At 66.1% G+C, this 26197-nt stretch carries 25 protein-coding genes; 12 read left to right on the plus strand and 13 right to left on the minus strand.

Annotated elements, in window-relative coordinates; translation table 11 throughout:
- Window positions 1–9 precede the first annotated feature (9 nt).
- The 3 genes from atpA to FHT19_RS03900 all read right to left on the minus strand — a co-directional run bounded on the left by atpA (window position 10) and on the right by FHT19_RS03900 (window position 3983).
- Complete coding sequence (atpA, locus tag FHT19_RS03890) at window positions 10–1539, minus strand: F0F1 ATP synthase subunit alpha (RefSeq protein WP_168554455.1); 1530 nt, start codon at window positions 1537–1539, stop codon at window positions 10–12.
- Between the two features lie 30 nt (window positions 1540–1569).
- Entirely contained in the window at window positions 1570–2124 is a 555-nt protein-coding gene (locus tag FHT19_RS03895; RefSeq protein ID WP_168554456.1) for a F0F1 ATP synthase subunit delta, read from the minus strand.
- 311 nt (window positions 2125–2435) lie between these two features.
- A complete protein-coding gene (locus tag FHT19_RS03900) occupies window positions 2436–3983 on the minus strand; it encodes a trypsin-like peptidase domain-containing protein (RefSeq protein WP_248290260.1) in 1548 nt (515 codons plus the stop codon).
- Between the two features lie 114 nt (window positions 3984–4097).
- Between FHT19_RS03900 and FHT19_RS03905 the strand changes: the two genes are divergently transcribed.
- Window positions 4098–5129, plus strand: a complete 1032-nt coding sequence (locus FHT19_RS03905; RefSeq protein ID WP_169474015.1) for a methylated-DNA--[protein]-cysteine S-methyltransferase — start codon at window positions 4098–4100, stop codon at window positions 5127–5129.
- A gap of 6 nt (window positions 5130–5135) precedes the next feature.
- Here the strand turns inward: FHT19_RS03905 and FHT19_RS03910 are convergent, their stop codons facing one another.
- Genes FHT19_RS03910 through FHT19_RS03920 form a run of 3 tightly spaced genes read right to left on the minus strand, consistent with a single transcriptional unit; the run spans window position 5136 to window position 9918 of the window.
- On the minus strand, window positions 5136–6095 hold the full coding sequence (locus tag FHT19_RS03910) for a cupin domain-containing protein (protein ID WP_169474016.1): 960 nt from the start codon (window positions 6093–6095) through the stop codon (window positions 5136–5138).
- A gap of 53 nt (window positions 6096–6148) precedes the next feature.
- Entirely contained in the window at window positions 6149–7720 is a 1572-nt protein-coding gene (locus FHT19_RS03915; protein WP_169474017.1) for a cryptochrome/photolyase family protein, read from the minus strand.
- Between the two features lie 5 nt (window positions 7721–7725).
- Window positions 7726–9918, minus strand: coding sequence for a primosomal protein N' (locus tag FHT19_RS03920; RefSeq protein WP_169474018.1), 2193 nt, complete (start codon window positions 9916–9918; stop codon window positions 7726–7728).
- A gap of 196 nt (window positions 9919–10114) precedes the next feature.
- On the opposite strand from FHT19_RS03920, the gene fsa reads away from it, so the two are divergent.
- From fsa to cysS, 3 genes are all read left to right on the plus strand, one after another.
- Window positions 10115–10768, plus strand: coding sequence for a fructose-6-phosphate aldolase (gene fsa / locus FHT19_RS03925; protein ID WP_168554462.1), 654 nt, complete (start codon window positions 10115–10117; stop codon window positions 10766–10768).
- Window positions 10769–10829: 61 nt separating this feature from the next.
- On the plus strand, window positions 10830–12647 hold the full coding sequence (gene cobT / locus FHT19_RS03930) for a cobaltochelatase subunit CobT (RefSeq protein WP_168554463.1): 1818 nt from the start codon (window positions 10830–10832) through the stop codon (window positions 12645–12647).
- A 206-nt stretch (window positions 12648–12853) separates the two neighbouring features.
- On the plus strand, window positions 12854–14326 hold the full coding sequence (gene cysS / locus FHT19_RS03935; RefSeq protein WP_169474019.1) for a cysteine--tRNA ligase: 1473 nt from the start codon (window positions 12854–12856) through the stop codon (window positions 14324–14326).
- Between the two features lie 119 nt (window positions 14327–14445).
- Here the strand turns inward: cysS and FHT19_RS03940 are convergent, their stop codons facing one another.
- Both FHT19_RS03940 and FHT19_RS03945 read right to left on the minus strand, forming a co-directional pair.
- Window positions 14446–15162, minus strand: a complete 717-nt coding sequence (locus tag FHT19_RS03940) for a TonB-dependent receptor (RefSeq protein WP_169474020.1) — start codon at window positions 15160–15162, stop codon at window positions 14446–14448.
- A gap of 77 nt (window positions 15163–15239) precedes the next feature.
- The gene (locus FHT19_RS03945) at window positions 15240–15611 is read right to left on the minus strand and encodes a hypothetical protein (RefSeq protein WP_248290261.1); all 372 of its coding nucleotides are present in this window, start codon (window positions 15609–15611) and stop codon (window positions 15240–15242) included.
- A 267-nt stretch (window positions 15612–15878) separates the two neighbouring features.
- Here FHT19_RS03945 and FHT19_RS03950 point away from each other — a divergent pair, with 267 nt between their 5' ends.
- Window positions 15879–16601: a S24 family peptidase gene (locus FHT19_RS03950; RefSeq protein WP_169474916.1), complete on the plus strand. Its 723-nt coding sequence runs from the start codon at window positions 15879–15881 to the stop codon at window positions 16599–16601.
- Between the two features lie 86 nt (window positions 16602–16687).
- A complete protein-coding gene (locus FHT19_RS03955) occupies window positions 16688–17329 on the plus strand; it encodes an MBL fold metallo-hydrolase (RefSeq protein ID WP_169474917.1) in 642 nt (213 codons plus the stop codon).
- Between the two features lie 28 nt (window positions 17330–17357).
- Here the strand turns inward: FHT19_RS03955 and FHT19_RS03960 are convergent, their stop codons facing one another.
- Window positions 17358–17759, minus strand: a complete 402-nt coding sequence (locus FHT19_RS03960) for an MAPEG family protein (RefSeq protein WP_348981761.1) — start codon at window positions 17757–17759, stop codon at window positions 17358–17360.
- 264 nt (window positions 17760–18023) lie between these two features.
- Here FHT19_RS03960 and rpmF point away from each other — a divergent pair, with 264 nt between their 5' ends.
- The 6 genes from rpmF (at window position 18024) to FHT19_RS03990 (ending at window position 22111) form a co-directional block, all read left to right on the plus strand.
- A complete protein-coding gene (rpmF, locus tag FHT19_RS03965) occupies window positions 18024–18203 on the plus strand; it encodes a 50S ribosomal protein L32 (RefSeq protein ID WP_168554466.1) in 180 nt (59 codons plus the stop codon).
- A gap of 28 nt (window positions 18204–18231) precedes the next feature.
- Window positions 18232–19314: a phosphate acyltransferase PlsX gene (gene plsX / locus FHT19_RS03970; protein ID WP_168554467.1), complete on the plus strand. Its 1083-nt coding sequence runs from the start codon at window positions 18232–18234 to the stop codon at window positions 19312–19314.
- Complete coding sequence (locus FHT19_RS03975; RefSeq protein WP_169474021.1) at window positions 19311–20288, plus strand: beta-ketoacyl-ACP synthase III; 978 nt, start codon at window positions 19311–19313, stop codon at window positions 20286–20288. Before plsX ends, FHT19_RS03975 begins: the two co-directional genes overlap by 4 nt.
- A gap of 204 nt (window positions 20289–20492) precedes the next feature.
- Complete coding sequence (locus FHT19_RS03980) at window positions 20493–20792, plus strand: integration host factor subunit alpha (protein WP_168554469.1); 300 nt, start codon at window positions 20493–20495, stop codon at window positions 20790–20792.
- Between the two features lie 12 nt (window positions 20793–20804).
- Entirely contained in the window at window positions 20805–21293 is a 489-nt protein-coding gene (locus FHT19_RS03985; RefSeq protein WP_169474022.1) for a MerR family transcriptional regulator, read from the plus strand.
- A 314-nt stretch (window positions 21294–21607) separates the two neighbouring features.
- A complete protein-coding gene (locus FHT19_RS03990) occupies window positions 21608–22111 on the plus strand; it encodes a fasciclin domain-containing protein (RefSeq protein WP_246865987.1) in 504 nt (167 codons plus the stop codon).
- 59 nt (window positions 22112–22170) lie between these two features.
- Here the strand turns inward: FHT19_RS03990 and FHT19_RS03995 are convergent, their stop codons facing one another.
- From FHT19_RS03995 to FHT19_RS04010, 4 genes are read right to left on the minus strand one after another with little or no spacing between them, the layout of a single operon-like run.
- Entirely contained in the window at window positions 22171–22416 is a 246-nt protein-coding gene (locus tag FHT19_RS03995; protein WP_168554472.1) for a hypothetical protein, read from the minus strand.
- Complete coding sequence (locus tag FHT19_RS04000; RefSeq protein WP_169474023.1) at window positions 22413–23858, minus strand: radical SAM protein; 1446 nt, start codon at window positions 23856–23858, stop codon at window positions 22413–22415. Before FHT19_RS04000 ends, FHT19_RS03995 begins: the two co-directional genes overlap by 4 nt.
- A complete protein-coding gene (locus FHT19_RS04005) occupies window positions 23758–24543 on the minus strand; it encodes a prolipoprotein diacylglyceryl transferase family protein (protein WP_169474024.1) in 786 nt (261 codons plus the stop codon). The genes FHT19_RS04000 and FHT19_RS04005 overlap by 101 nt, the downstream gene beginning before the upstream one ends.
- A gap of 28 nt (window positions 24544–24571) precedes the next feature.
- Window positions 24572–26182, minus strand: coding sequence for a lysine--tRNA ligase (locus tag FHT19_RS04010; protein ID WP_169474025.1), 1611 nt, complete (start codon window positions 26180–26182; stop codon window positions 24572–24574).
- Window positions 26183–26197: the final 15 nt, after the last annotated feature.

A 26197-nucleotide genomic window follows, 5' to 3' on the forward strand; every position in this document is an offset into this window, starting at 1 on the left:
ATGCGTTGGTCAGGCGAACTGCTTGGCGAAAGCGTCGAGCGCTTCCTTGAGCTTGGCCTTGGCGCCGTCGCCCAGATCCTTGGTGTCGCGGATTTCGGCCAGCAGGTCGGCCTTCTGCGTGCGCAGGAAGCTGAGCAGTTCGGCTTCGTATTCGGTCACCTGGTCAACCGGCACGGCGTCGAGGTAACCCTGGGTACCGGCGAAGATCACGCAGGTCTGCTCTTCGAAGCCCTGCGGCGAGAACTGCGGCTGCTTGAGCAGTTCGGTCAGGCGCGCACCGCGGTTGAGCAGCTTCTGCGTCGAAGCGTCGAGGTCGGACCCGAACTGGGCGAAGGCCGCCATTTCGCGGTACTGCGCCAGCTCCAGCTTGATCGAGCCGGCCACCTTCTTCATCGCCTTGGTCTGGGCCGAGGAGCCCACGCGCGACACCGAGAGGCCGACGTTGATGGCCGGACGGATGCCCTGGTAGAACAGGCCGGTTTCAAGGAAGATCTGGCCGTCGGTGATCGAGATCACGTTGGTCGGAATGTAGGCCGACACGTCGCCCGCCTGGGTTTCGATGATCGGCAGGGCGGTCAGCGAACCGGCGCCGTTGTCGTCGTTCATCTTGGCGGCGCGTTCGAGCAGGCGGCTGTGCAGGTAGAACACGTCACCCGGATAGGCTTCGCGGCCCGGCGGACGGCGCAGCAGCAGCGACATCTGGCGATAGGCGACGGCCTGCTTGGACAAGTCGTCGTACACGATCACGGCGTGCATGCCGTTGTCGCGGAAGAATTCGCCCATGGTGCAGCCGGTGTAGGGCGCAAGGTACTGCAGCGGAGCCGGTTCCGAAGCGGTGGCGGCCACGACGATGGTATATTCCATCGCGCCGTTTTCTTCGAGCTGGCGCACGATCTGCGCCACGGTCGAACGCTTCTGGCCGATTGCGACATAGATGCAGTAGAGCTTCTTGCCTTCGTCCGAACCGGCGTTGGCGGCCTTCTGGTTGATGAAGGTGTCGATGGCGACGGCGGTCTTGCCGGTCTGGCGGTCACCAATGATCAGCTCGCGCTGGCCACGGCCCACGGGCACCAGGGCGTCGATAGCCTTGAGGCCGGTCTGCACGGGTTCGTGCACCGACTTGCGCGGGATGATGCCCGGCGCCTTGACTTCGACGCGGCGACGCTCGGTGTATTCGATCGGGCCCTTGCCGTCGATCGGGTTGCCCAGCGCGTCGACCACGCGGCCCAGCAGGCCCTTGCCGATCGGCACGTCCACGATGGTGCCGGTGCGCTTGACGGTGTCGCCTTCCTTGATCTCGGAGTCCGAGCCAAAGATCACGACGCCGACGTTGTCGGCTTCGAGGTTGAGGGCCATGCCCTTGACGCCATTGGCGAATTCGACCATTTCACCGGCCTGGACCTGGTCCAGCCCGTGAATGCGGGCGATGCCGTCACCGACCGAGAGCACGGAGCCGACTTCCGAGACCTGGGCCTCGGTGCCGAAGCTGGCGATCTGGTCCTTGATGACCTTTGAGATTTCAGCGGCGCGGATTTCCATCGTTCAGCCTTTCGTGCAAACTTTTTGGCTTCAGCCCTTCATGGCCTGGGCGAGCGAATTGAGACGGGTGCGGATCGAGCTGTCGATCATCTGGCTGCCGATCTTGACGACCAGCCCGCCGAGAATTTCGGGATCGACCGCAGTCTTGAGCTTGACCGACTTGCCGGCGCGCGCGGCCAGCTTTTCAGCCAGCGCGGCAACCTGCGCATCATCGAGCGGGTGGGCGCTGGTGACCTGGGCGGTTACTTCGTTGCGCGCTGCCGCGGCGATGGCGGCATAGGCGCGGGCCACATCGGGCAGGGCAGCGAGGCGGCGGTTGCCGGCCAGCACGCCCAGGAAATTGGCCGTCAGCGGGGTGATGCCGAGCAATTGGCCCACGGCAGCGATGGCGCGCGCGGCTTCTTCGCGGCCCACCTTGGGGTTGCGGATCAGCGCAGCGAAATCGGCCGATTCGCGCAGGGCGTCAGCCAGGCGTTCGAGATCGCCTTCCACGGCCGCAGCAAGGCCCTGTTCGTTTGCCAGCTCATAAAGCGCAGAAGCGTAACGCCCTGCCAGGCTGGCGGTGATGCCGCTGGAAATCTCCACGCGCCTCAGTCCCCCTTCGTCCAAGGATTTCAAGCAAGGCACATGACGCGCAAAAAATGCACGTGACGGCCCGCAGTCCCGGCGCGCCTAGCAACGTCACCGCCATATGACAAGTCACCAGTTGGCTCGCGCTGTTGAACGTTGGCCTCCAACACGCAAACGTATGCGTATAACGCCAGCGAAACGTCTCAAGCGCGGGACGGCGGGGCGGTTTGCAGCGCGGGGGTGATTCGGTTTTCGGCGGGCGCTTGCGGGGTTGCTATCTCCCGTCCTCTGAAGAGGAGGGGAGATTGTTGTGCCGCGCTCCCCGTTCAAGGCACCGGCTGGCAGTTGTAGCGCATGCGCTCGTTGGGTTCGGCAGGGAGCAGGGCGCGGATGGCCTGTTGGTCCTGGCCGAAGCGGCGGGCTTCGGTGTCGCCTGCGCCACAGGCCGGGGCGACGATCTTTTGCCGGGCTTCGCGCGCCTTGGTCATCGCGTCGAGCCCCATGAGGAAGCGCTCTACCGTATAGGTGCGACTGTCCGGATCGAAATGGGTGACGGCGATGGTGTCTTCACCGTTGGGCACCAGCACGCGCGACCAGCCGTCGCTTGCCAGGCCATATTGGCTGCGCTCGTTCATGCAGCCATCGCCGCTCCAGGTGATCGGCACGTCGGTCATGTCGGACACGGTCACGCGGCTGCGCTGCGCGTCGATCACGCAGATGAACTTGCCTGCGCGCGCCGGGCTGGCGGCGCCCGCGCTGGCCGGTGCCTCGGGCGTGCCGCTGGCTGCGGCAAGGTCTTCGGCGCGAGCATCGATCGATTGCAGGCTGGGGCGCAGCGCCCAGGCCGCCACCGTGCCCAGCAGCAGGGCGAGCGCGCTGCCGCCGGCGATCCGCGTGGCGCGAGGGTTGCTGCGCTGGGCATAGATGAACGCGGCACCGCCGGCGCCCAAGGTGGCAACCAGCAGGAGCACGGCGATCGCCATGCCATTGTCGCGCTGGGTCAGCACGTCGATCTCGGCCTGGCGGCGCGCCAGTTCGAGGGTGCGGGCGCGAGCGATCTGCTTGGCCTGCGCTTCGGCCGCCTGGCGCGCCTGGTCGCTGGCGGCGCGCTCGCTTTCGGCGCGATCGAGATCGGCGATCGAGGTGCAGGGCAGGTCGCTGGCATGGGCCTGCACGCCGTTCTGTTGGAGGAAGCGCGAGAGCTCGCGCATCGAGATGGCGAAGTAGAATGCCGAATCGGTGCCGTTGTCGCTGATCGTGCCGAACGAATTGACCCCCACCACGCGGCCGCAGGCATCGAGCAGCGGGCCGCCCGAATTGCCCGCGCCGATCGGTGCAGTGTGGAGGATCGTGTCGAATTCCTTGGAACTGCGCCCGGCCGAGACATAGCCGCGCGTCTTCACCGCCGCTTGCGGGCTGACCAGGTCGGACAGCGAGAGGCCCTGCGCCAGATCGACGTTGCCCGGATAGCCCACCGCGCTGACATCGGCGCCGTCGCTGACCTGGCCGGCATAGAGCGAGAGCGGGGACAGGCGCCCGCCGCCATCGATCTTGAGCAGGGCCAGATCGTTGCGCGGGGAATAGGCGACGACTCGCGCTTCATAGCCGCCGCGCCCCTCGGGCGGGACGACGCCGGCGATCAGCGTGTCATCCTGGCGCAGCGCTTCGACCACGTGGGCATTGGTCACGACATATTCGGGCGTGACGGCAAAGCCGCTGCCATGGCCGATCAGCGTGGAACTGCGCCCTTCGCTCTGCACGATGACCACGCGCACCACGCCACGACTGGCCGCCGCGATGTCGGCCGGGTCAGCCAGCGCCGCAGGCACGAGCAGGAACGAAACGATGAGCGAGGCGATGAGGCGGCGCAACATGGCGCCGGTCATTGCCGGGATTTGCTTTGATCGCAAGGCGCGGGATGCGTGGGGGCTGCAACGATGGCATGAAGGGGCCACCAAACAGACTCAGGTCCAGACGCAGGAAACGCCATGACCGATGCCCCAACCCTTGATCAACAAGCCTGCTGGCAGGCCGTGCTGGCGCGCGATCGCGCGTGGGACGGGGTGTTCGTCACCGGGGTGCTGACCACCGGGATCTATTGCCGGCCATCGTGCCCGGCGCGGCATCCGGCGCGGGGCAACGTGCAGTTCTTTGCCGATGGCGCGGCGGCGCGTGACGCGGGCCTGCGCGCCTGCCTGCGTTGCCGGCCGGACGACCTGGCCCGCGATGCGCAGGCGGTGGCCACGGCGATCGCCGCGATCAAGGACGCGGAAGACGCGCCCAGGCTGGAACAGCTTGCCGCGCAGGCCGGGTATTCGCCCGCGCATTTCCAGAAGCTGTTCACCCGCCATACCGGGCTTTCCCCGGCGGCCTATGCCCGCGCGCTGCGCCAGCGGCGGATGGGCGAGGCGCTGAGCGAGGCGGACAGCGTGACCGAGGCGATCCACGCCGCCGGTTATGGCGCGCCTTCGCGCTTCTATGCCGAAAGCGAGCGGCTGGGCATGGCGCCCTCGGCCTGGCGCAATGGCGGGGCGGGGGTGACGATCCGCTGGGCGCAAGTGCCGACCTCGCTGGGGCCGATGCTGGTGGCGGCGACCGACAAGGGCGTGTGCCGGCTTTCGTTCGGCGAGGGCGAAGCGGCGCTGCGCCAGCGTTTCCCCCGGGCGACGCTGGTTGCCGGCGGGGCAGACTTTGCCTCCCTGCTCGATGACGTGATCGCCGCCGTGGAAGTCCCAGGACGGGCCGATCACATCCCGATCGACGTGGCCGGCACTGCGTTCCAGGAAGCGGTATGGCGCCAGCTTCGCGCAATTCCGCCTGGCGAGACGCGCAGCTATGCCCAGATTGCCGCTGCGGTGGGCAAGCCCGGCGCCGTGCGCGCCACCGGCAGCGCCAATGGCGCCAACCACGTTTCGGTGCTGATCCCCTGCCACCGCGTGGTGCGCAGCGATGGCAGCCTGGGCGGCTATGCCTGGGGCCTGGAGATCAAGCAGGCGCTGCTGGAGCGGGAGCGGCGGTAGGCCGGCTCAGGGTTTCAGGATCACCGTGTCGGACTGCTGCCAGGCGGGCGTGGCGGAGACGTAGAACGTCAGTTGCGAGAGGGCGCTGATGCGGTGGGGCACTTGCGGGGGCAGGTAGATCACGGCGCCGGGCTTGAGCGGCTGCACGGCGTCACCGATCTGCACGGTGCCTTCGCCGCTGGTCACGAACATCACTTCGTGGCCCTGCTTGGTCATCATGCTGGGCATGGCGGTGCCGGCGGCCATGGTGAAGCGCGCGGCGCTGATCTGGTCGGTGCGCTGTGGCGCGGTGCGGCCGACGAGTTCCTCCAGCTTGATCGGCGGCGGCGGCGGCGTGGCTGCGGCGGGTGCCGGCTTGGCCGGGCCGTCCTCACGCGTCAGCTGTTTGATCGTGCGGGCAAACTTGGGATAGCGGGCCAGCAGGTCCTGGCGATGGCCGGCTTCGTAATCGGCATATTCGAAGCCGGGCGAGAGCGTGTTGGCGCCAAAGCTGTAGGCGGTTTGCGGCGCGCCGAGGGGGATTGCGCCCATCCAGGTGCCGCGCGGCACCAGGATCTGCGGCTCTTCCCCGGCGAGGACGTGGCTGCCCCAGACTTTGGTTTCGCCATGGCCATCGGGATAGAGCAGCAGCAAGAGCGCCGGGCTGCCGCCGTAGAAGTGCCACATCTCGTCGGTGGCCAACCGGTGCATGGCGGAAAAGTCACGCTGGGTGAGGATCAGGTAGGTTGCCGTATAGGCCCAGCGCGGACCGGCATAGCGTTCGGCCAGCGGGCCGCCGATCGCGTCCTTGCTTTTGAAGGTCTGGATGAACCAGGGGCCTTCGTGCGGGATGTTTTCCATGTGGAAATGCCGGATCAGCGCGCGGGCGCCCGCCGGAATGCCGTCGGTGGCGGCCGGACGGGCCACGGCGGACGGTGCGGCGCAGCCCAGCAGCAGCGCGGCGCCCAGCGCGATCGCGGTTTTCATGGTCGTTCTCCATCGCTTGCCGGCAAGCCCCCTGCCGGCGCGGCGCATGGCGTTTAAGCAGAAGTGACGGCCCTGGCCCAGCCTTTGCGCGCGGGTTTCAGTGTCTTGAGGAACGCGGCGGCGCTGTCGCGGTATTCGGCTTGCTTTTCGGCGCTCATGCGGCGCCAGGTGGCGTAAGGATTGGCAAGACGCGGGTTTCCGGCCAGCTTGTCTTCGTTGCGGGCGAGGAAATCCCAGTAGAGTGCGTTGAACGGGCAGGCTTTCTCGCCGGTCTTGCGCTTCACGTCATAGGCGCAAGTGCCGCAATAGTCGCTCATCCGGTCGATATAGGCGCCGCTGGCGGCATAGGGCTTGGATGCCAGCTTGCCGCCATCGGCGTAGAGCGCCATGCCCGCCACGTTGGGCAGTTCCACCCATTCGAAGGCATCGGCATAGACCACCAGGAACCAGTCGGCCACATCCTGCGGAGACAGTCCCGCGAGCAGCGCGAAATTGCCCATGACCATCAGTCGCTGGATATGGTGGGCATAGGCATTCTTGTGCGTGGCGCGCACGCAATCGGCCACGCAGGCCATCTGCGTTTCGCCGGTCCACCAGAATTCGGGCAGGGGGCGGGTGGCGTCCAGTTCGTTGGCCTGGGCCAGATCGGGCATGGTCAGCCAATAGATGCCGCGCACATATTCGCGCCAGCCGATCACCTGGCGGATGAAGCCTTCCACCGCCTCGATCGGGGCGCGGCCTTCGCGCCATTCGGCCTCGGCCAGGCGGCACATCTCCACCGGGTCGATCAGCCCGATGTTGAGCGCGGGGCTGATCACCGCGTGATACATCGTGTCCGTGCCGGCCACCATCGCGTCCTGATAGCGGCCGAACAGCGGCAGGCGGGTTTTGAGGAAGCGGTCGAACGCATGCTCGGCTTGCGCCGCCGTGACCGGCCAGGCGAAGTGATCCAGGCTGCCGAAGTGATCCTCGAACCGCGCAGCGACCAGATCGAGCACTTCGCGCGTGATCGCATCGGGCGCAAAGTGCGAAACAGCGGGCGGGCGGCAATCGGCATCGGGGCCGCCGCGGTTTTCCGCGTCGAAATTCCACTTGCCGCCGACCGGTTTTTCGCCGTCCATCAGCAGACCGGTCTTGCGGCGCATGTCGCGGTAGAAGAATTCCATGCGCCATTGCCGGCGCCCGGCGGCCCACTGATAGAAATCGGGCAGGGGGCAGACGAAGCGGGTATCGGGCAAGACGCGCACGCGCACGCCCAGGCTTTCGCGCCAGGCATCGATCATCGCGCGCACCCGCCATTCGCCCGGCTCGGTCACCTGCACGCCGCGCGCGCCGTGGCGCTTCACCGCGCGGGCCACTTCGCCGCTGAAATTGCCGGTGTTGGCGGGATCGTCCAGCGTGACGTAATCGACCGTGAAGCCCTTTTCGCGCAGCTCTTGCGCAAAATGGCGCATGGCCGAAAAGATCATGGCGATCTTGGCCTTGTGGTGGCGGACGTATTGCGTTTCGTCCCACACTTCCATCATCAGCACGACAGTATCGCCGGGCGCGCGGTCGGCCAGGCTGGACAGGCCATGCGAAAGCTGGTCGCCCAGCACGGGGACGAGAACGGGACCCTTTGTCATCCCGCTTAAACGAAGCTGTAGGGGTCGATATCCACGGCCACGCGTACCCCTTGGGGAAAGCGGAACGGTTCGAGCCACTGGCGGATGACTTTCTGCACTTCGCTCGACCGCCGCGCATTGACCAGCAGGCGATATCGATAGCGCCCACGCAACAGCGAGAGCGGGGCAGGGGCAGGGCCGAGGATCATTACGTCATCGAGCCGGGGCGCAGTGCCGCCGATAGCGCGGGCGGCGTCGCGCGCTTCGGCTTCGTCCTCGCTCGACACGATGATCGCTGCCCAGCGGCCGAAGGGCGGGGCATGGGCGTCACGCCTGGCTTCGGTTTCGGCGGCATAGAACGCGTCGCGCTCCCCGCTGGCCAGGGCGGCGATCACCGGGGCATCGGGATGGCGCGTCTGGATCAGGACTTCGCCCGGCTTCTCGCCGCGCCCGGCGCGCCCGGCGACTTGCGCCACCTGCTGATAGGTCCGCTCGGCCGCGCGCAAGTCGCCCCCTTCCAGGCCCATGTCGGCATCGACCACGCCGACCAGCGTGAGATCGGGGAAGTGATAGCCCTTTGTCACCAATTGCGTTCCCACGATCACGTCGATGGCCTTGTTTTCCGCTTGGGCCACGAATTCGGCCGCTTTGGCCGCGCTGGTCAACGTGTCCGAAGTGACAAGGGCCACGCGGGCCTCGGGCAGGATCGTGGCGACTTCATCTGCAATCCGCTCCACGCCGGGGCCGCAGGCGACCAGGCAATCGGGCTCTCCGCATTCGGGGCAGGCGCGCGGCGTGGGCACCTCATGGCCGCAATGATGGCAGGCGAGGCGCTGCGACAGGCGGTGCTCCACCAGCCAGGCCGAGCAATTGGGGCACTGGAAGCGATAGCCGCAGGTGCGGCACAAAGTGAGCGGGGCATAGCCGCGCCGGTTGAGGAACAGCAGGCTCTGCTCCCCCTTGGCCAGCCGATCGCGCAATCCTTCCACCAGCGGCGGGGCCAGCCAGTGGCCACGCTCGGGCGGCTGTTCGCGCAAGTCCAGAATCTTGATGTCGGGCAGGCCGGCCCCGCCAAAGCGGCTGGGCAGCACCAGCCGTTCATAGCGCCCGGTGCTGGCCATGTGCAGGCTTTCCAGCGCAGGCGTGGCACTGGCCAGCACCACCGGCACGCTTTCGAAATGGCCGCGCATGACCGCCACGTCGCGCGCGTTGTAGCGCACGCCATCGTCCTGCTTGAACGAGATCTCGTGCGCTTCGTCCACCACGATCAGGCCGAGCGCGGCGAACGGCAGGAACAGCGCCGAGCGCGCGCCGACCACCACTTGCGCGCGGCCTTGCGACACCGCTCGCCAGGCGCGCCGCCGTTCCGAGGATTTGAGCGAGGAATGCCAGGTGACCGGCGCCACGCCGAAGCGCGCCTCGAACCGTGACAGGAAGCTTTGCGTCAGGGCGATTTCGGGCAGCAGCACCAGGACCTGGCGGCCCTGTTCCATCGCGGCGGCGATGGCTTCGGCATAAGTCTCGGTCTTGCCAGAGCCGGTCACGCCATCGAGCAGGAAGGTGGCAAAGCGCCGCGCGCCCACGGCGGCCACCAGCCGTCCGGCCACTTCGGCCTGGGCCGGCGTCAATTCCGGCACGGCATGGCGCGGATCGGCAGCGGGATAGGGGCGGTCGGCATCGACGGTGACCGGTTCGAGCAGCCCGGCATTGACCATGCCGCGCAGCACGCCATCGGAAACCTCGGCAATTTCCGCCAGTTCGCGGATCGTCGCCTGCTGGTCGATCAGCAGGTCCATCGCCTGCGCGCGTTGCGGCGTCAGCCGGCCCGGTTCGCGGCCCGACAGGCGATATTCGGTCACCGTGCTGCCGCCCTGGAGCGCGGCGGTACTCGACAGTGCCATGCGCGCCACGGCGGCGAGCGGCGCCATGTAGTAATCGGCGCACCATTCGATCAGGCGGCGCAAGGGGGCGCCCAGCGGCGGCACCGGCAGCACGCCCAGGATCGGGCGCAGCTTGTGTTCGGGCACGTCGGCGCTGGGCAGGCGATCGGCTTCCCAAACCACGCCCAGGATCTGTCGCGGACCAAGCGGGCAGACCACCACCTGGCCGGGCACCACGTCGAGATGGGCGGGCACCTTGTAATCGAGCGGACCCAGCGCGGCATTGAAGACCACGCAGCGAATGCGGCGGGCCGTGCGTTGTGGAGGCGGCTGGGTCATGCCAGGTGCATATAGGGTGCCAGGCGCAGGGGGCAAATGGGGAACGGCGTTTGCCCGGCCACGGGGAACAGGGCCAAGGGCGCATCGTTGATCAAATGGCGCACACAACCGCACCTGACAGCGCGGCATAGCTGCCCTATAGCCCGCGCCAGATTCGCCGTTATCAAACCATAACCCACCGCGCAGGAAGCATCCCATGAAGTTCTTTGTCGACACGGCCGATACCGCCGAAATCGCCGATCTGGCCGCCACCGGCCTGCTCGATGGCGTGACCACCAACCCCAGCCTGATTGCCAAGTCGGGCCGTGACTTCATCGAAGTGACGAAGGAAATCTGCCACCTCACGCACGGGCCGGTTTCGGCCGAAGTGGTGGCGCTCGATCACCCGACGATGATGCGCGAGGCCGAGATCCTGCGCAAGATCGCCGACAACGTGTGCATCAAGGTGCCGCTGACGATCGACGGCCTCAAGACCTGCAAGAAGCTGACCGCCGATGGCACCATGGTCAACGTCACGCTGTGCTTCTCGGCCAACCAGGCGCTGCTGGCGGCCAAGGCTGGCGCCACGTTCGTTTCGCCGTTCGTGGGCCGCCATGACGACAACGGCTTCGATGGCATGGACCTGATCCGCGACATCCGCCTGATCTATGACAACTACAATTTCGAAACCGAAATCCTGGTCGCTTCCGTCCGCCACGGCATCCACGTGCTGGAAAGCGCCCGCATCGGCGCCGACGTGATCACCGCGCCGCCGGCCGTGATCAAGGGCCTGTTCAAGCACGTGCTGACCGAAAAGGGCATCGAAGGGTTCCTTGCGGATTGGGCCAAGACCGGCCAATCTATCGGGTAAGGATGAACCCGCGCCCCGGTTTTCGCAGCCGGGGCGCTATTTTGCGAAACTGGATTGATTCTTGGCTGCCGAATCCCCGCTCGATACCTTCCGCTCGGTTCTCACTGGCACGTCCCGCGCGCTTGCGGAACAGCCCGAAGTGGAAGTGGCCTGGACATCGGACCAGGCGAGCCAGACCGGCAAGCTGATGCGCGTGCCCATGCCCGGCCGCGCGCTGCCGGCCGACCAGGTGGCCCAAGCGCGCGGCGCGGCCGATTCGATGGCGCTCCGCCTGCGTTTTCATAATGAAGCCCTGCACAATGCCGGCGCGCCGGGCGAAATGCTCGCCCGCGCCTGTTACGATGCGGTGGAGCGAGTCCGCTACGAAGTGCTCGGCTCCGATGGCTATAGCGGGATGCGCGGCAATCTGGACGCCGTAACCGCGCAGCGCGTGGCCGCCGATCCGATCAGCCGCGCGACCAAGCCCGAGGAAGTGCCGCTGCCGACCGCGCTTTCGCTGCTGCTGCGCGAAAAGCTGACCGGCGCGCCGATCCCGGCGCTGGCCAAGCTGGGCACCGACATGGTGCGTAGCTGGATCGAGGCCAAGGCGGGCGACGACATGGCCGGCCTGGCGGGTAGCCTGGAAGACCAGAAGGCGTTCCAGAAGCTCGCCCTCTCGATGCTTGGCCATCTCGATCTCACTCAAGTCTCTGCGCCCGAGCAGAACGAGAGCGAGGACGAGGAAAGCGAGGACGAGGACGACGGCACCGAAAAGCCCGAGGACGCCGAATCCAGCGCCGACGACCAGCAGCCGATCGAACAGGCCGGTGACACGTCGGACGGGGAAGGCGATGGCGAGGACCAGGAAGAAGTCGAGCGTCCCGACGATGCCGCCGACGCCGACATGGCCGACGAGGGCGAGGAAGGCATGCTGCCGACCCGGCCCAACCGGCCGTGGACCGACTTGCCCGAAGACTTTGATTACAAGACCTATACCACCCGCTTCGACGAAGTGATCGCGGCGACGGACCTGTGCGACGAGGAAGAGCTGACGCGGCTGCGCGCTTATCTCGACAACCAGATGAAGGGCCTGCAAAGCGTGGTCACGCGGCTGGCCAACCGGTTGCAGCGCCGGCTGATGGCGGCACAGAACCGCAGCTGGGATTTCGACCAGGAAGAAGGCCTGCTCGATGCCGCGCGGCTGGCGCGGGTCGTGATCGCGCCGGGCCACTCGCTGTCGTACAAGATCGAGCGCGAAGTGGAGTTCAAGGACACCGTCGTCACGCTGCTGATCGACAATTCCGGCTCGATGCGCGGGCGGCCGATTTCCATCGCGGCGATCAGCGCCGACATTCTCGCGCGCACGCTGGAGCGCTGCGGCGTGAAGACCGAAGTGCTGGGCTTCACCACCCGCGCCTGGAAGGGTGGCCAATCGCGCGAAGCATGGCTGGCCGGCGGCAAGCCCGCGCATCCGGGGCGGCTCAACGACTTGCGCCACATCGTTTACAAGAAGGCCGACGAACCCTGGCGCCGCGCGCGCAAGAACCTGGGCCTGATGATGCGCGAAGGCCTGCTGAAAGAGAACATCGACGGCGAGGCGCTGCTCTGGGCACACACCCGCATGCTCGCCCGCCCGGAAGACCGCCGCATCCTGATGGTGATTTCCGACGGTGCGCCGGTGGACGACAGCACGCTGTCGGTCAACCATGCCGGCTACCTGGAACAGCATTTGCGCAAGGTGATCGACTGGATCGAAAAGCAGAGCCCGGTGCAACTGGTGGCCATCGGCATCGGCCATGACGTGACCCGCTATTACCGCCGCGCCGTTACCATCATGGACGTGGAGCAACTTGGCGGCACGATCGTGGAGCAACTGGCCGACTTGTTCGAGGTGGATTGAGAGCGGGGCTGCCGGGGTTTGACAGGCTCAGCCCAAACGGGGTTTTGGGCCAGTTAAGCCCCATCCTCTTTAGAGGAGGGGGTTGGGGGTGGTGCGAACCCTTGCGCCAGGCGTCCACCACCCCCCGACCCCCTCCTTGCGAAGAGGATGGGGAGATAAACCAGCAACCTTGACCTTGCGCCCGGATGCAAGGCAAAGCGCGCGCCATGACCGACCAATCCGCCCCGCTCACGCTGTTCAACAGCCTTACCCGCGCGCTCGAACCTTTCGTGCCGGTTCATCCCGGTGAAGCGCGGGTCTATTCCTGCGGGCCGACGGTCTATAACTATCCCCATATCGGCAACATGCGCGCCTATGTCTTTGCCGACGTGCTGGGCCGCACATTGTCGTGGAAGGGCTATGCGCTCACCCATGTGATCAACATCACCGATGTGGGCCACCTCACCGACGATGCCGACGCGGGCGAGGACAAGCTGGAAAAGGCGGCGAAGGCCAATGCCCAGTCGATCTGGGACATCGCGCGGCATTATACCCAGGCCTATTGGGCCGATATCGCGGCGCTCAACATTCGCCAGCCGGCGCACTGGTCGATCGCCACCGACTATGTGCCGGCGATGATCGAATTTGCCCAGAGCATCGCCGACAAGCACTGCTACGAATTGCCCGGCGGCCTCTATTTCGATGTTTCGACCGTGGCCGACTATGGCAAGCTGGCGCGCGCCGCCACGGACGAGGGCGAGGGCCGGATCGAGCAGGTGGAAGGCAAGCGCCACCAGGCCGATTTCGCCATCTGGCGCAAGACCCCGCCGGGCGAGACGCGGCAGATGGAATGGGACAGCCCCTGGGGCCGCGGCGCGCCGGGCTGGCACCTGGAATGCTCGGTCATGTCGGGCAAGCTCCTCGGCTTTCCGTTCGATATCCACACCGGCGGGATCGACCACCGCGAGATCCACCACCCCAACGAAATCGCGCAGAACCAGGCGTTCTGCTGCGCCGGCAGCCTCACCGATCCGGCCAATTCCGGCGCGCGGATGTGGATGCACAACAATTTCCTGGTCGAACGCTCAGGCAAGATGAGCAAGTCCTCGGGCGAGTTCCTGCGGCTGCAACTGCTGATCGACAAGGGCTACCACCCGCTGGCCTATCGCCTGCTGTGCCTCCAGGCGCATTATCGCAGCGAGCTGGAGTTCTCCTGGGAAGGCCTGGGCGCGGCGCTGACGCGGTTGAAGCGGCTGGTGATGGCCGTGGCGCAACTCAAGGAACGGGCCGAGCCGGGCGTGGATGTTTCGGGCTGGCAGGCGCATGCCAAGCTCGCTCCGCTGGTGGCGCGTTTCGACGCGGCGATTGCCGAAGACCTCAACACCGCCGTGGCGCTCACCGTGCTGGACGAAGCCGTGGCGCTCAAGAAGATTGATCCCGCGCTGAAACTGGCGGCAATCGGGGCGTTCGACAGTGTGCTGGGCCTCAACCTGCTCACCCTGTCCCGCACCGATCTGCGCCTGCGCCCCAAGGCGGCGACGGTGACCGAGGATGAAATCGCGCAGAAGATCGCCGCCCGCCACGAAGCCCGCGCCATCAAGGACTTTGCCCAAAGCGACGCCCTGCGCGACGAACTGGCGGCCCAAGGCGTGGACGCGATGGACGGCGATCCGCTGGGCTGGGACTGGCGGCTGGGCTGACTCCGCGGACGGGCCAGATGCCCTTCGACAGGCTCAGGGCGAACGGAAGTTGCAGAAAAGTCTGTGAAATCCGTTCGGGCAGAGCTTGTCGAAGCCCCAGGCGGTTTCGCGCCGAGCGCTCATCGCTTGGGAACGACCGTCAGCTTGTAGGGGATGTAGAGCAAGACGCCCGTCAACCCGTCGCGCGCCCATTCCACCGGGCGGCTGAGGCCTTCCACTTCCACGGCATAGTCCGCGCCAAAGGCTTCACTGGTGGCGTGGGCATCGGCCGCCACGGCGCGCGCGATGGCAGGGCGGTATTGGTCGGGCGCGACGACAGACAGCGTCAAGTCGCCATCTTCCTCCATAAGTGCGCGCCCAACCGGCTTCACCATCATGATGAATGCGGTAATTCGCGCCTGTGCGCTCCGCGCGTCTACCTTGTCGGACAGCGGCACTTTGACCAACACGGTCAGCGCCTGGCTATCGGGACGGTTGGTGCGTTTGAGCGTCAGGCTGCGATAGTTGGCCGTGGTCACCGGTTCTACGACCGTTTCGCCATGGGCCAGGCTGACACCGGCCTTGTCCGCCGCCGCGATGGCGCTGGCGAGCATGGCGTAGATTTCATCGGCCCGCTGCGTGGCATCGCGGGTGTCGCCGGTGATGCTGACTGGCATGACGGCGAAATCCGCCATGCGATGCAGCCCCACGGCGGGGCGATCGGCACTGTAATCGTCGGCGTCACGGCGCTGGGCCGTGACGATAACTTCCCCGCTGCCGGATTGGGCCTGCGCCGGGCTGGCTAGGCTTCCAAGCGCCAGGGCCAGCCCCAACGTGCCGCGATACGAACGTGTCATCCTCAGGCCCTCCCGTTTGACCAGAGGGTTGCGAGCGAATGACGCGACCGTCAACCCAGCTCGGCCTGCTTTGCCGATCACCCCTGGTCGAGCAGCAGCAGTTCCAGTTCCACTTCCAGCGTGCGTTGCGGCAGCACGGTTTCGTCGGTGCGCACCACGGTCACGTCCGCGACCAGGGCGCCAGGGACAGTGAATTCGTGATCGGGCAGGGCGGCGATCAGGGCTTCGCCGTCGTCGCAGGCTTCCCAGCCGGTGTAGCGCAGCACCACGGTGTGGCGGGCGCCGGAAAACGTGACGCTGGCCCAAGGCTGCTCGCGGTGGTCGATCAACTGCGCGCTGCGGCCGGCGAGGGCGAGCACGCTGCGCACCACGCGGGGGGCGAGTCCCGTGCCGACTCGGCGCTTGCGAGGGGCGGTGGCTTGGCCGAATGGATCGTGATCGCGCAGCATCGAAGGCAATCCTCTGTTTGAATTTCAAAGAAGTTCATGAAATGTTCCGCATGCCCTTTGCCAAAACGGCGGCAGCGGTGGCTGGTCTGGATGGTTAAGACCCTGGTTTGAATCGTGGCATGAAATTTCCTCGGTTTCCGGTGCAGTCCTGTGGACAAATCCCGATAAAAATCCTATAACCATGGCTCAGGACCTAGTGTCTAGGAAAAATCCTTCGAGTTTGGACGCACCATGGTGAAGTCTCTGGAATCGGTTGAAAGCGCTGCGATGGCGGGCAAAATCGGCAATGCCGAACCGCTCGATCCGGCCCGCGCACGATTGGTGGAACTGGCCACTGCGCGGGGCGTGTCGCTCTCTGCGCTGTCGGGCCTGATCGGCCGCAACGCCAGCTACTTGCAGCAGTTCGTGCGCAAAGGATCGCCGCGCAAGCTGGAAGAGATCGACCGGGGCACCCTGGCGCGATTCTTTGGCGTGGACGAGGCCGAACTGGGCGCGCCCGATCCGGCCGTGCATGTGCCGGCTTCGCTGGCGCGGCGCAGTGGTGAGGGCGCGGTGCCGGCCAGCGCCTCTGCCCCGCGCAGCGCGGCCGAATGGGCCGACATTCCGCGTCTGGCGCTGGGGGCGTCGGCCGGGCCGGGGGCGCTGGCGGCCGATGAAGTGCCGGTGGGGCGGCTGCGTTTTTCCAGCCGCTGGCTCAAGGCGCAAGGCCTCGATCCGGCGATGCTCAGCGTGATCGAGGTGGAAGGCGATTCGATGGAACCGACGCTGCGCGACAGCGACGAGATCCTGGTCGACCGCACCCCGCGCCCGCTGCGCGCGGGCATTCACGTGATCCGCGTGGACGATGTGCTGCTGGTCAAGCGGCTGGAAGCGGGCGCGGCCGGCATGATCCGCGTGATCAGCGACAACCCCGCCTATCCGCGCATGGAGCGCCCCATGGCCGATGTGGACGTGGTGGGCCGCGTGGTGTGGAAAGGTGGCAAGATCTAACCACTGCGCGGCATGGCTTGCCATTTGGCCCGGCGCTGGCCATTTCAGGGGGCATGAGCCAAGCCCTCGCCAGCAACCAGCCGCCGATGAAAGTGGCGATCCTGCCTGTCACGCCGTTGCAGCAGAACTGCACCCTGCTGTGGTGCACCGCCACGATGAAGGCCGCCGTGGTCGATCCCGGTGGTGACCTGGATCGCATCAAGGCGCTGATCGCCAAGGCCGGGGTCACCGTGGAAAAGCTGTTGATCACCCACGGCCACCTCGATCATTGCGGCGGTGCAGCGCAGCTTTCGCGCGACCTTGGCGTGCCGATCGAGGGCCCGCACGAGGCGGACCTGTTCTGGATCGCCAAGCTGGCCGAAGACAGCGGCCGCTGGGGCGTGCCGGCAGAAATCTTCACGCCCAGCCGCTGGCTGGACCATGGCGACACCGTCACGGTGGGCAACCTCACGCTCGAAGTGGCGCATTGCCCCGGCCACACGCCGGGCCACGTGGTGTTCTTCCATGAACCATCGCGCTTTGCCATGGTGGGCGACGTGCTGTTCCAGGGCGGTATCGGCCGCTGGGATTTCCCGTTGGGCAATTTCGACGATCTGGTCGGCTCGATCACCGGGCGGCTGTGGCCACTGGGCGATGACGTGACGTTCATTCCCGGCCACGGGCCGCACAGCACGTTTGGCCAGGAGCGCGCCACCAACCCTTACGTGGGCGACGCGGCCCTGGCCTGATTCGCGGCCGAATCGGCGCCTGCACGGTTCAGGCGTCGGCGGCGATGGAAATGGCCCAGATCGCCAGGCCCAGCAGCGTCAGCATGGTCGTCAACGCGCCGACCGAGCGCAGCTTTGCAAGAAGGCCGCCGTCCATGCCCACGCCATGGGCCACGCGGCCCAGCAGATAGATCGCCATCGCACCCAGCAGCCAGGGGCTGCCGGGGCGGGCCAGTTCGACCACGCCGGCCAGGATCAGCACGATCGGCGCACTTTCGATGAAATTGGCCTGGGCGCGCATCCGCGCAACCAGGGGGGGATGGCCGCCATCGCCCAGCGAAATCTTCGCCGCGCGCCGCACCATGCCGATGCGGATCATCAGCCAGATGTTGAGAATCGCCGCGGCCCCGGCAGAAGCCAGGGTGATGGGCAGGACCGTCGGCATTGTCATTATCCCCTCTCGTCAAGCCGGCGTGGGCGTTTCTTGTGCGAACGCCCCGGCAGATGCTGTGCAACCTAGCGAGGGCATGCTTGCAAAGCACCAGAAAATCCGTATAGGCGCGGCCTTCGCCCGTGATAGGCGATGCCGGTCCACCCGCTCTCATCCAGAACGGAAGCCGTATGAACCCTTCGTCGTGAGATGCGGGGTTGTGCGGTGGCACGGTTTTCCCTATCGCGCCCGCAACCGATGTAATTTTCAGGAACAGGTGCCGAAATGGCCGTCCCCAAGAGAAAGACTTCCCCGTCCCGCCGGGGCATGCGCCGCAGCCACGATGGCCTGAAGGCCGAAGCGTTCCACGAATGCTCGAACTGCGGTGAACTCAAGCGTCCGCACAACCTGTGCAACGCCTGCGGTCACTACAACGGTCGCGAAATCATCGCCGTCGGCGCCTGAGCCGATCTGACGGAGGGATGATCGGATCATGAGCTTGCCCAGAATCGCCGTCGATGCGATGGGCGGCGACGAAGGCGTGCGCGTGATGATCGAAGGCGCCGCGCTTGCGCGTCGGCGCCACGATCGCTTCAAGTTCCTGCTGGTCGGGGACGAGGCGAAGATCGTTCAGGCCCTTGACCATCATCCCAACCTTCGTGGCGCGTCGGAAATCCTCCACGCGCCCGAAGCCGTGGCCGGCGATGAACGGCCCACCCAGGCCCTGCGCCGCGCACGCACCACTTCGATGGGATTGGCCATCGACGCGGTGAAGCGGGGCGAGGCCGGCGCTGCCGTGAGCGGTGGCAACACCGGCGCGCTGATGGCCATGGCCAAGCTCGCCCTGCGCACGATGCCCGGCATCGACCGCCCGGCACTGGCCGCGCTGCTGCCCACGCTTGGCACGCACGATCTGGTGATGCTCGATCTGGGCGCGAACACCGATTGCGATGCACGCAACCTGTTTCAGTTCGCCCTGATGGGTGCGGCTTATGCGCGCATCGTCAACGGGCTCGACAGCCCGCGCGTGCGCCTGCTCAACATCGGCACCGAGGAAACCAAGGGCACCGACGACTTGCGCGATGCCGCCGCCCTGCTCAAGCAGGCTGCCGCCTCGCTCGCGCTGACGTTCGATGGCTTTACCGAATCCGACAAGCTGTCGCGCGGCGATTTCGACGTCGTGGTGACCGACGGATTTTCCGGCAACATCGCGCTCAAGGCGATGGAAGGGGCGGCGCGTTTCGTGGGCGACCTGCTGCGCCGCAGCTTTGCCTCGTCGCTGCGGTCCAAGATCGGCTTCCTGATTTCCAAGCCGGCGACCGAAACGCTCAAGCATCATCTTGATCCCAACAATCACAACGGGGCGGTTTTCCTCGGCCTCAACGGCGTGGTGGTGAAAAGCCACGGCAGTGCATCGGCCATGGGGGTGGCCAATGCCGTGGCCGTGACCGCGCGCCTGCTGGAAGAAAACCTGATCGAACGCATCGCCGCCGACGTGGCAGCGGTGGACCCGGACACGATTCGCCAGCCGGCCCGGCGCCGCGCGGCCAACACGGAAGGTGAAACCGCGCTGTGACTGTGCGCTCGGTTATTACCGGCAGCGGCTCTGCTCTGCCAAAACGCGTCGTTTCCAATGCCGAAATGGCGCAGATGGTGGATACCACCGACGAATGGATCGTCGAGCGCACCGGCATCCGCATGCGCCACATTGCCGGGGAGGGCGAAACCACGGCCACCCTCGCCACTCTCGCCGCCCGCCGCGCGATCGAAGCCGCCGGGATCGAGGCATCGAGCATCGACCTGATCGTGCTGGCCACGGCCACGCCCGACCAGACCTTTCCCGCCACCGCCACGATCGTGCAGGACAACCTGGGCTGCAACGGTGGCATGGCGTTCGACGTGGCGGCCGTGTGTTCGGGCTTCCTCTATGCGCTGGGCACGGCCGATTCGATGCTGCGCACCGGCATGGCCCGCCGCGCGCTGGTGATCGGCGCGGAAACGTTCAGCCGTATCCTCGATTGGGAAGATCGCACCACTTGCGTGCTGTTCGGCGATGGCGCGGGCGCCATGGTGCTGGAAGCGCGCGACGTGGACGATGCCGACCCGGCCGCGCCCGGCATCCTGGCCACGCGCCTGCATGCCGATGGCGCGCACAACCAGCTGCTTTACGTGGATGGCGGCGCATCGACCACCGGCACCGTAGGCAAGCTGCGGATGAAGGGGCGCGAAGTGTTCCGCCACGCGGTGACGAACCTGGCGTCGGTGCTGGAAGAAGTCTTGGTGGCCACCGGCCACGTTCCGGCCGATCTCGATTGGGTCGTGCCGCATCAGGCCAATTCCCGCATTCTCGATGCCACCGCGCGCAAGCTGGGGCTGCCGGCGGAAAAAGTGGTGGTGACGGTGGATCGCCATGCCAACACCAGCGCCGCTTCGGTGCCGCTGGCTTATGACACAGCGGTGCGCGATGGTCGCATCAAGCCGGGCAGCCTTGTCGTGTTCGAAGCGATGGGCGGCGGCTTTACCTGGGGTGCCTGTATCGCCCGCGTGTGATTCGCACACGAAAGCGATGCAGGAGGGATCGGTTCAGCGCGTGGGGATGCCTGAAACGATCCGAAACAGTCCGATTGGAACTGGATTTTTGCTGCGCGAAAAATCCATCAAGGTTTCAGCGGAATGGATGGCATTGCCTGTCCGGCAAAACGCGCTATTGTGTAGGACGGGAAGGGATTTTTTTACCGGGGGGTAAAATATACCATGCGTTCTGTAGGTACGCTGACACGGGCCGATCTGGCCGAAAGCATCAATCGTCGGGTTGGCCTCTCGCGGGCGGACTCCCTCGAAATGGTCGAGGCGATTTTGCAGCATATGAGTGGCGCGCTGGCCGATGGCCAGAACGTCAAGATTTCCGGTTTCGGCACGTTCCTGTTGCGGGACAAGGCCGAACGCATCGGGCGCAACCCCAAGACCGGGGTGGAAGTGCCGATCACGCCACGTCGCGTGCTCACCTTCCGGGCCAGCCAGATGCTGAAGGATCGCATCAGCGACGGTTCCTGATAGATTGGATGCATGACGGATAAGGGCCATCTCGTTTCTCCCGATGGTGTGATTGATGATGGCAAGGCACCCGATGCCTTGCGCACGATCGGAGAGGTGGCCCGGATCCTGGGCGTGAAACCGCACGTGCTGCGCTATTGGGAAGAACAGTTCCCGATGCTGCGTCCGCTGACGCGTGCTGGCAACCGGCGTTACTACCGGGCGCAGGATGTCGCCTTGGTGGCCACGATCGATCGCCTGCTCAACCGCGAAGGCTACACCATTCGCGGCGCCCGCCAGGCGCTGGAAAGTGGCTTGCGCCCCGATGCCGCGCCGCCTGTCTCCGTGCCCGCACCGTCCACTGCGGTGACGCAAGCCGCGCCTGCGCCGCAGGCCGCGGCACATCCGGCTGCAGCGGGTGCACCCGCGCTGGAAACCGAACTGGTGGCCGCCATCGCGCGCCTGCGCGTTCATCTTGAGCGCATTCGCAGCGGCCTGGCCGTGGCGCTGGACGAAAGCTGATTTAGAGTGCGCTGACAAAAAGCGGGAACCGGTTTTTGTCTACCAATCGCACGAGATGGAGCACGATCACGTTTCCATGAAACGCCATCGTGCTCCAGACACGCCCCAAAGGGCAGGTTTTGTCTGCCTTATCGGCAAAAATCCTTTCCATGCAGTTTGTTGCCTTCCCGCTTGCCCTTGTGGGCACGGCGGCGCTGCGGAACCGCGCCGCACAGGCATGGTTTCACCCGCGGCAATTATGCCGCAGTGGAGAGTTTCCCATGCTGAAAGGCAAGTTCACCGCATCGATCGCCGCCCTCGGGCTGGCGCTGGTGATGACCCCGGCCGCGCAGGCCGCCGCGTCCAAGATGGTTGGCGGCGCCGCGATGGTCGGCACCAAGACCATCGTCGAAAATGCGTCCAAGTCGTCCGATCACACCACGCTGGTGGCTGCGGTCAAGGCCGCGGGCCTCGTCGACACGCTGAACGGCAAGGGTCCGTTCACGGTGTTCGCCCCCACCAATGAAGCCTTCGCCGCGCTGCCCGCCGGCACGGTGGACACCCTGCTCAAGCCCGAGAACAAGGCGCAGCTCACCCAGGTGCTGACCTATCACGTGGTGGCCGGCAAGGTTACCTCGGCCGATCTCGTCGCCAAGATCAAGGCCGGCGGCGGCAGCGCCAGCCTCACCACCGTGGAAGGCGAACCGCTGACCGCCAGCCTCGATGGCAGCAACGTGGTGCTGACCGACGCCAAGGGTGGCAAGGCCACCGTGACGATCGCCGACGTGCCGCAGTCGAATGGTGTGGTGCACGTGGTGAACGCAGTGCTGCTGCCGTAAGGCACGCCACCATGTGCTTGATCAGGCCCCCTTCCGCACAGCGCGGAAGGGGGCTTGTTTCATCGAAACGTGTCGCTTTCGTCGATCGGCGTTTTGCGCGCGATACGCTTGCCCAGAAAGAAGAAGCCGAGGCCGAACGCAAAGGGTATGCCGCCGAAGAGGGCGACCAGCAGCAAGAGGCCCGGCAGTGGTCCGAAATCGCCGCTGGTTCCCATCATGATCGTGAACCAGGCGGAGCAGAGCCCGCTCGCGCCGGCAATCAATAGCCCAACCGCCTGGAGGATGGCGCCGATCAACCGGGTCATGCCCGCTCTCCCGCCAGCGCGCGATGCCGTGCGACAACGCCGGCGCCCTCGGCCCCGCTGCGATAGAACGTGTTGTAGGTATCGAAGGGGATGATCTGCCCCGCTTCGGTCACGAAGTGAACGCAACTGCGCTTCACCGTTGCCAGATCGAAATTGTAGCGATCGAGGAATTGCAGGATCACGACGCGAAAGCTGTGCTCATAGCCCAGGTCTTGCGGCACCATCGCCTGGGGCAGGCAGCACAGCACGCCGGCCAGCTTGTCGGTGGTGTTGGCCTGCGTGGTGGCCAGCGAGAGCAGATCGAGCAGCCCGGCGCGCAATTGCGGATAGGCTTCATAGCTGATCGTGTTCGGCCCGGCGAGAATCACCTCGCGCGGGAGGAGGCGGGTGATCGGCGTGACATCCGCACCCTGGCGCAGGCCATAGCCGATGGAAATCTGGTCCGGATTGCAGGGCAGGGGAATCATGTCTTGCGTATCGAACACGCCAGACTTGCCCACTTCGTGCCGGATCTGTGTGAGCAGCACACGGTTTTCCGCCGGATCGAAACCTTCGTTGCGCCCTGCATCCTGCACCGGCTGGAACGTGACGCCGCGCACGCAGCGCCAGGTCAGCGCGTGCTGGATGATCGGCGCAACCTGATCGTCGTTCACCCCGCGCTTCACCACGCAGACCAGCGTGGTCGCAAGGTTTACCGCCTCCAGCGCGGCCAGCGCCTGCTGCCGGATGCGCGCCAGCCGGGCGCCGCGCAGGTTGACCAGGGCATCATCGTCCAGTGCGTCGAACTGAAGATAGACTTCCAGCGCCGGGGCATAGCTGGCCAGCCGCGCCACGAAGGCGGCATCCTGGGCAATGCGCAGGCCATTGGTATTGATCATCACGTGGCGGATCGGGCGGGCTTTCACCGCGTCGAGAATGGCGAAGAAATCGGGGTGGAGCGTCGGCTCCCCGCCGGAGATCTGCACCAGGTCCGGCTCGCCCTCGCTGGCCACCAGCGCGTCGAGCATGCGCTCGATCTCTGCCAGGGGGCGATGGCTGCCGTGGGCATCGGCCGCATCGGCAAAGCATACCGGGCAGGCGAGGTTGCAGGCGCTGTTGACCTCGATGATGGCCAGGCACGAATGTTGTTCGTGATCGGGGCACAGCCCGCAATCGAACGGGCAGCCGGCCTCGGTTCGGGTCTGCGCGGTGAGTGGGCGATCGCCCGGTTTCAGCCACAGCTTTTGTGCGCGCCAATAGTCCAGATCATCGCTGATCAGGGTTTTCTGGACGCCGTGGTCGCGGCAGCGTTTGAGGTAGTAGACCCGCTCGCCTTCGATGATAACTTTGGCGGGAACGGGTTCAAGGCAGGTTTCGCACAGGCTCGTCGTCTGGCTGTGAAACACATAAGGCGCCACCTTGCGCACCGCGTCTTGCGTCGTTTCGCCAATACACGATGCCATAGACGACCAGTCCCCCGCAGATCAGGTGGAACAGGTTAAACGGGCCGACAAGATTTGGATAGGGCTTGAAAAATTCCCACACGAAGCGTTGCGTGCCATACCAGATGGCAAAGGCGTGGAACGCGTGGTGCCGCGCCCAGCCTGCGCCGCGCCGCCGCGCCACCACGAAAACGGCGATGAACAGCGCCATGGCCGCGCTTTCGTAAAGCTGCACCGGATGCCGGCCCGTGCCATCGCCCAGGTCCACCGCCCAGGGCAGCGTGGTAGGGGTGCCATAGGTGAGATCGGGCAGCCCGGCAAACAGGCAGCCCAGGCGGCCGACCATGATGCCCGTGGCCATCGGCAGCACGAACGATCCGCCGGTGGAGCCGCGCACGCCGTGGCGCCACTTCCACAGTTCCACCGCCGCGATGCCCCCGGCCAGCGCGCCGGCGACACTGTGCGAGGGTGCCCAATGCAGCGGCAAGGCGGTCAGGCGCAGGGTGTTGAGCGTGCCGGCCAGCCAGGCGCCGATCAAGGCGCCCACGGCCAGCCAGCGATAATAGCCCGGCGCCGTCAACCGCAGCAGGGTTTGCGTGCCCTGGGGCCAGGCGCGGTGCTGGCGCCAGGCAACCAGGCTGGCGCTCGCCCAGGCGGCCAGGTCGAACGCGATATGGGCAAAGGGCGCCGTAGGCAGGTGGATCATGCCGGGCGCCCCGTGCTTGCGCGGGGCCTCAGCCCTCCAGCGCCTCGGCAATCAGCTTGCGCGTGTTGCCAACGCCATAGAGCGCGATGAAGCTGCCCATGCGCGGGCCCTGGGGCGAACCCAGCAGGGTTTCATAGAGCGCCTTGAACCAGTCACGCAGGGTTTCGAACCCATAGTGCGGGTCCTTGCCGATTTCATAGACGATGTTCTGCAGTTCTTCTGCGGTGGCATCGTCGCTGGTGGCAGCCAGTTCCTCGTCCAGCGCGGCGAGCGCGGCGGCTTCGCCGGCCTCGGGCTTGCGCCGCACCAGGGTGGGGGCGATGAAATCGCGGTTGTAGGCCAGCGCGCGGGTGACCAGGGCATCGAGCGCGGGGTGCGCAGCAGGGTCTGCATTCTCGACATAGTTGGCCAGGTACGACCAGACCTGCTCGCGCGTGGCATGGGCGCCGAGCACGCCGACAAGGTTGAGCAGCAGGCCATAGGTGACGGGCAGCTTGTCGCCCGCGCCGACTTGTTCGCCATTGGTGCGCAGCAGGTGCCACACCGGGTTGCCCAGCTGCTGCTCGATCGGCTGGCTGGCGAGCTTTTCGCGGAACTGCCAGTATTCGTCCACCGCGCGCGGGATCACGCCAACGTGCAGCGACTTGGCGCTCTTGGGCTCGCGGAACAGGTAGAAGCTTAAGGATTCCTCGCTGCCATAGTCCAGCCACTGTTCGATGGTCAGGCCATTGCCCTTGGACTTGGAGATCTTCTCGCCCTTTTCATCGAGGAAAAGCTCGTAGATCAGGCCTTCGGGGCGGCGCCCGCCGAGCACCTGGGCGATGCGGCCCGACTGGGTCACGCTGTCGGTCAGGTCCTTGCCGCACATCTCGTAATCGACGCCCAGGGCGACCCAGCGCATCGCCCAGTCGACCTTCCATTGCAGCTTGGACTTGCCGCCCAGCACCGATTGTTCGACCATCGCGCCATCGGCGTCGGTAAAGCGGATCGTGCCGGCCTCGGCATCGACCACTTCGATCGGCACTTGCAGCACCTGGCCATTGCTGGGCGAGATCGGCAGGACCGGCGAATAGGTCTTGCGGCGTTCCTCGCGCAGGGTGGGCAGCATGATGCCCATGATCGCGTCGAAATGGCGCAGCACGTTCTTGAGCGCTTCATCGAACGCGCCGGAATTGTAGCGATCGGCGCCCGAGACGAATTCATAGTCGAAGCCGAAGCGATCGAGGAATTCGCGCAGCATGGCGTTGTTATGGTGGGCAAAACTTTCGAACTTGCCGAACGGATCGGGAATGCGGCTCAGCGGCTCCTGCAGGTGGGCGGTGAGCAGGTCCTTGTTGGGCACGTTGTCGGGCACCTTGCGCAGCCCGTCCATGTCGTCGGAAAAGGCCACGAGGCGCGTGGGATGGCCGCCGGTCAGCGTTTCATAGGCGCGGCGCACCAGCGTGGTGCGCAAGACTTCCTGGAACGTGCCGATATGCGGCAGGCCCGAGGGGCCGTAGCCGGTTTCGAACAGCACCGGCACCAGATTGCCGCCTGCATCCTTTTTGCCGCCGGGATAGCGCTTGACCAGCTTGCGCGCTTCCTCGAACGGCCAGGACTTCGACACTTGGGCGGCGGTGGTGAGTTCGGTTTGGGTCATGGTTCCCGCCCTTTC

It is taken from the genome of Novosphingobium sp. SG919, assembly GCF_012932495.1.
Taxonomy (GTDB): domain Bacteria; phylum Pseudomonadota; class Alphaproteobacteria; order Sphingomonadales; family Sphingomonadaceae; genus Novosphingobium; species Novosphingobium rhizosphaerae.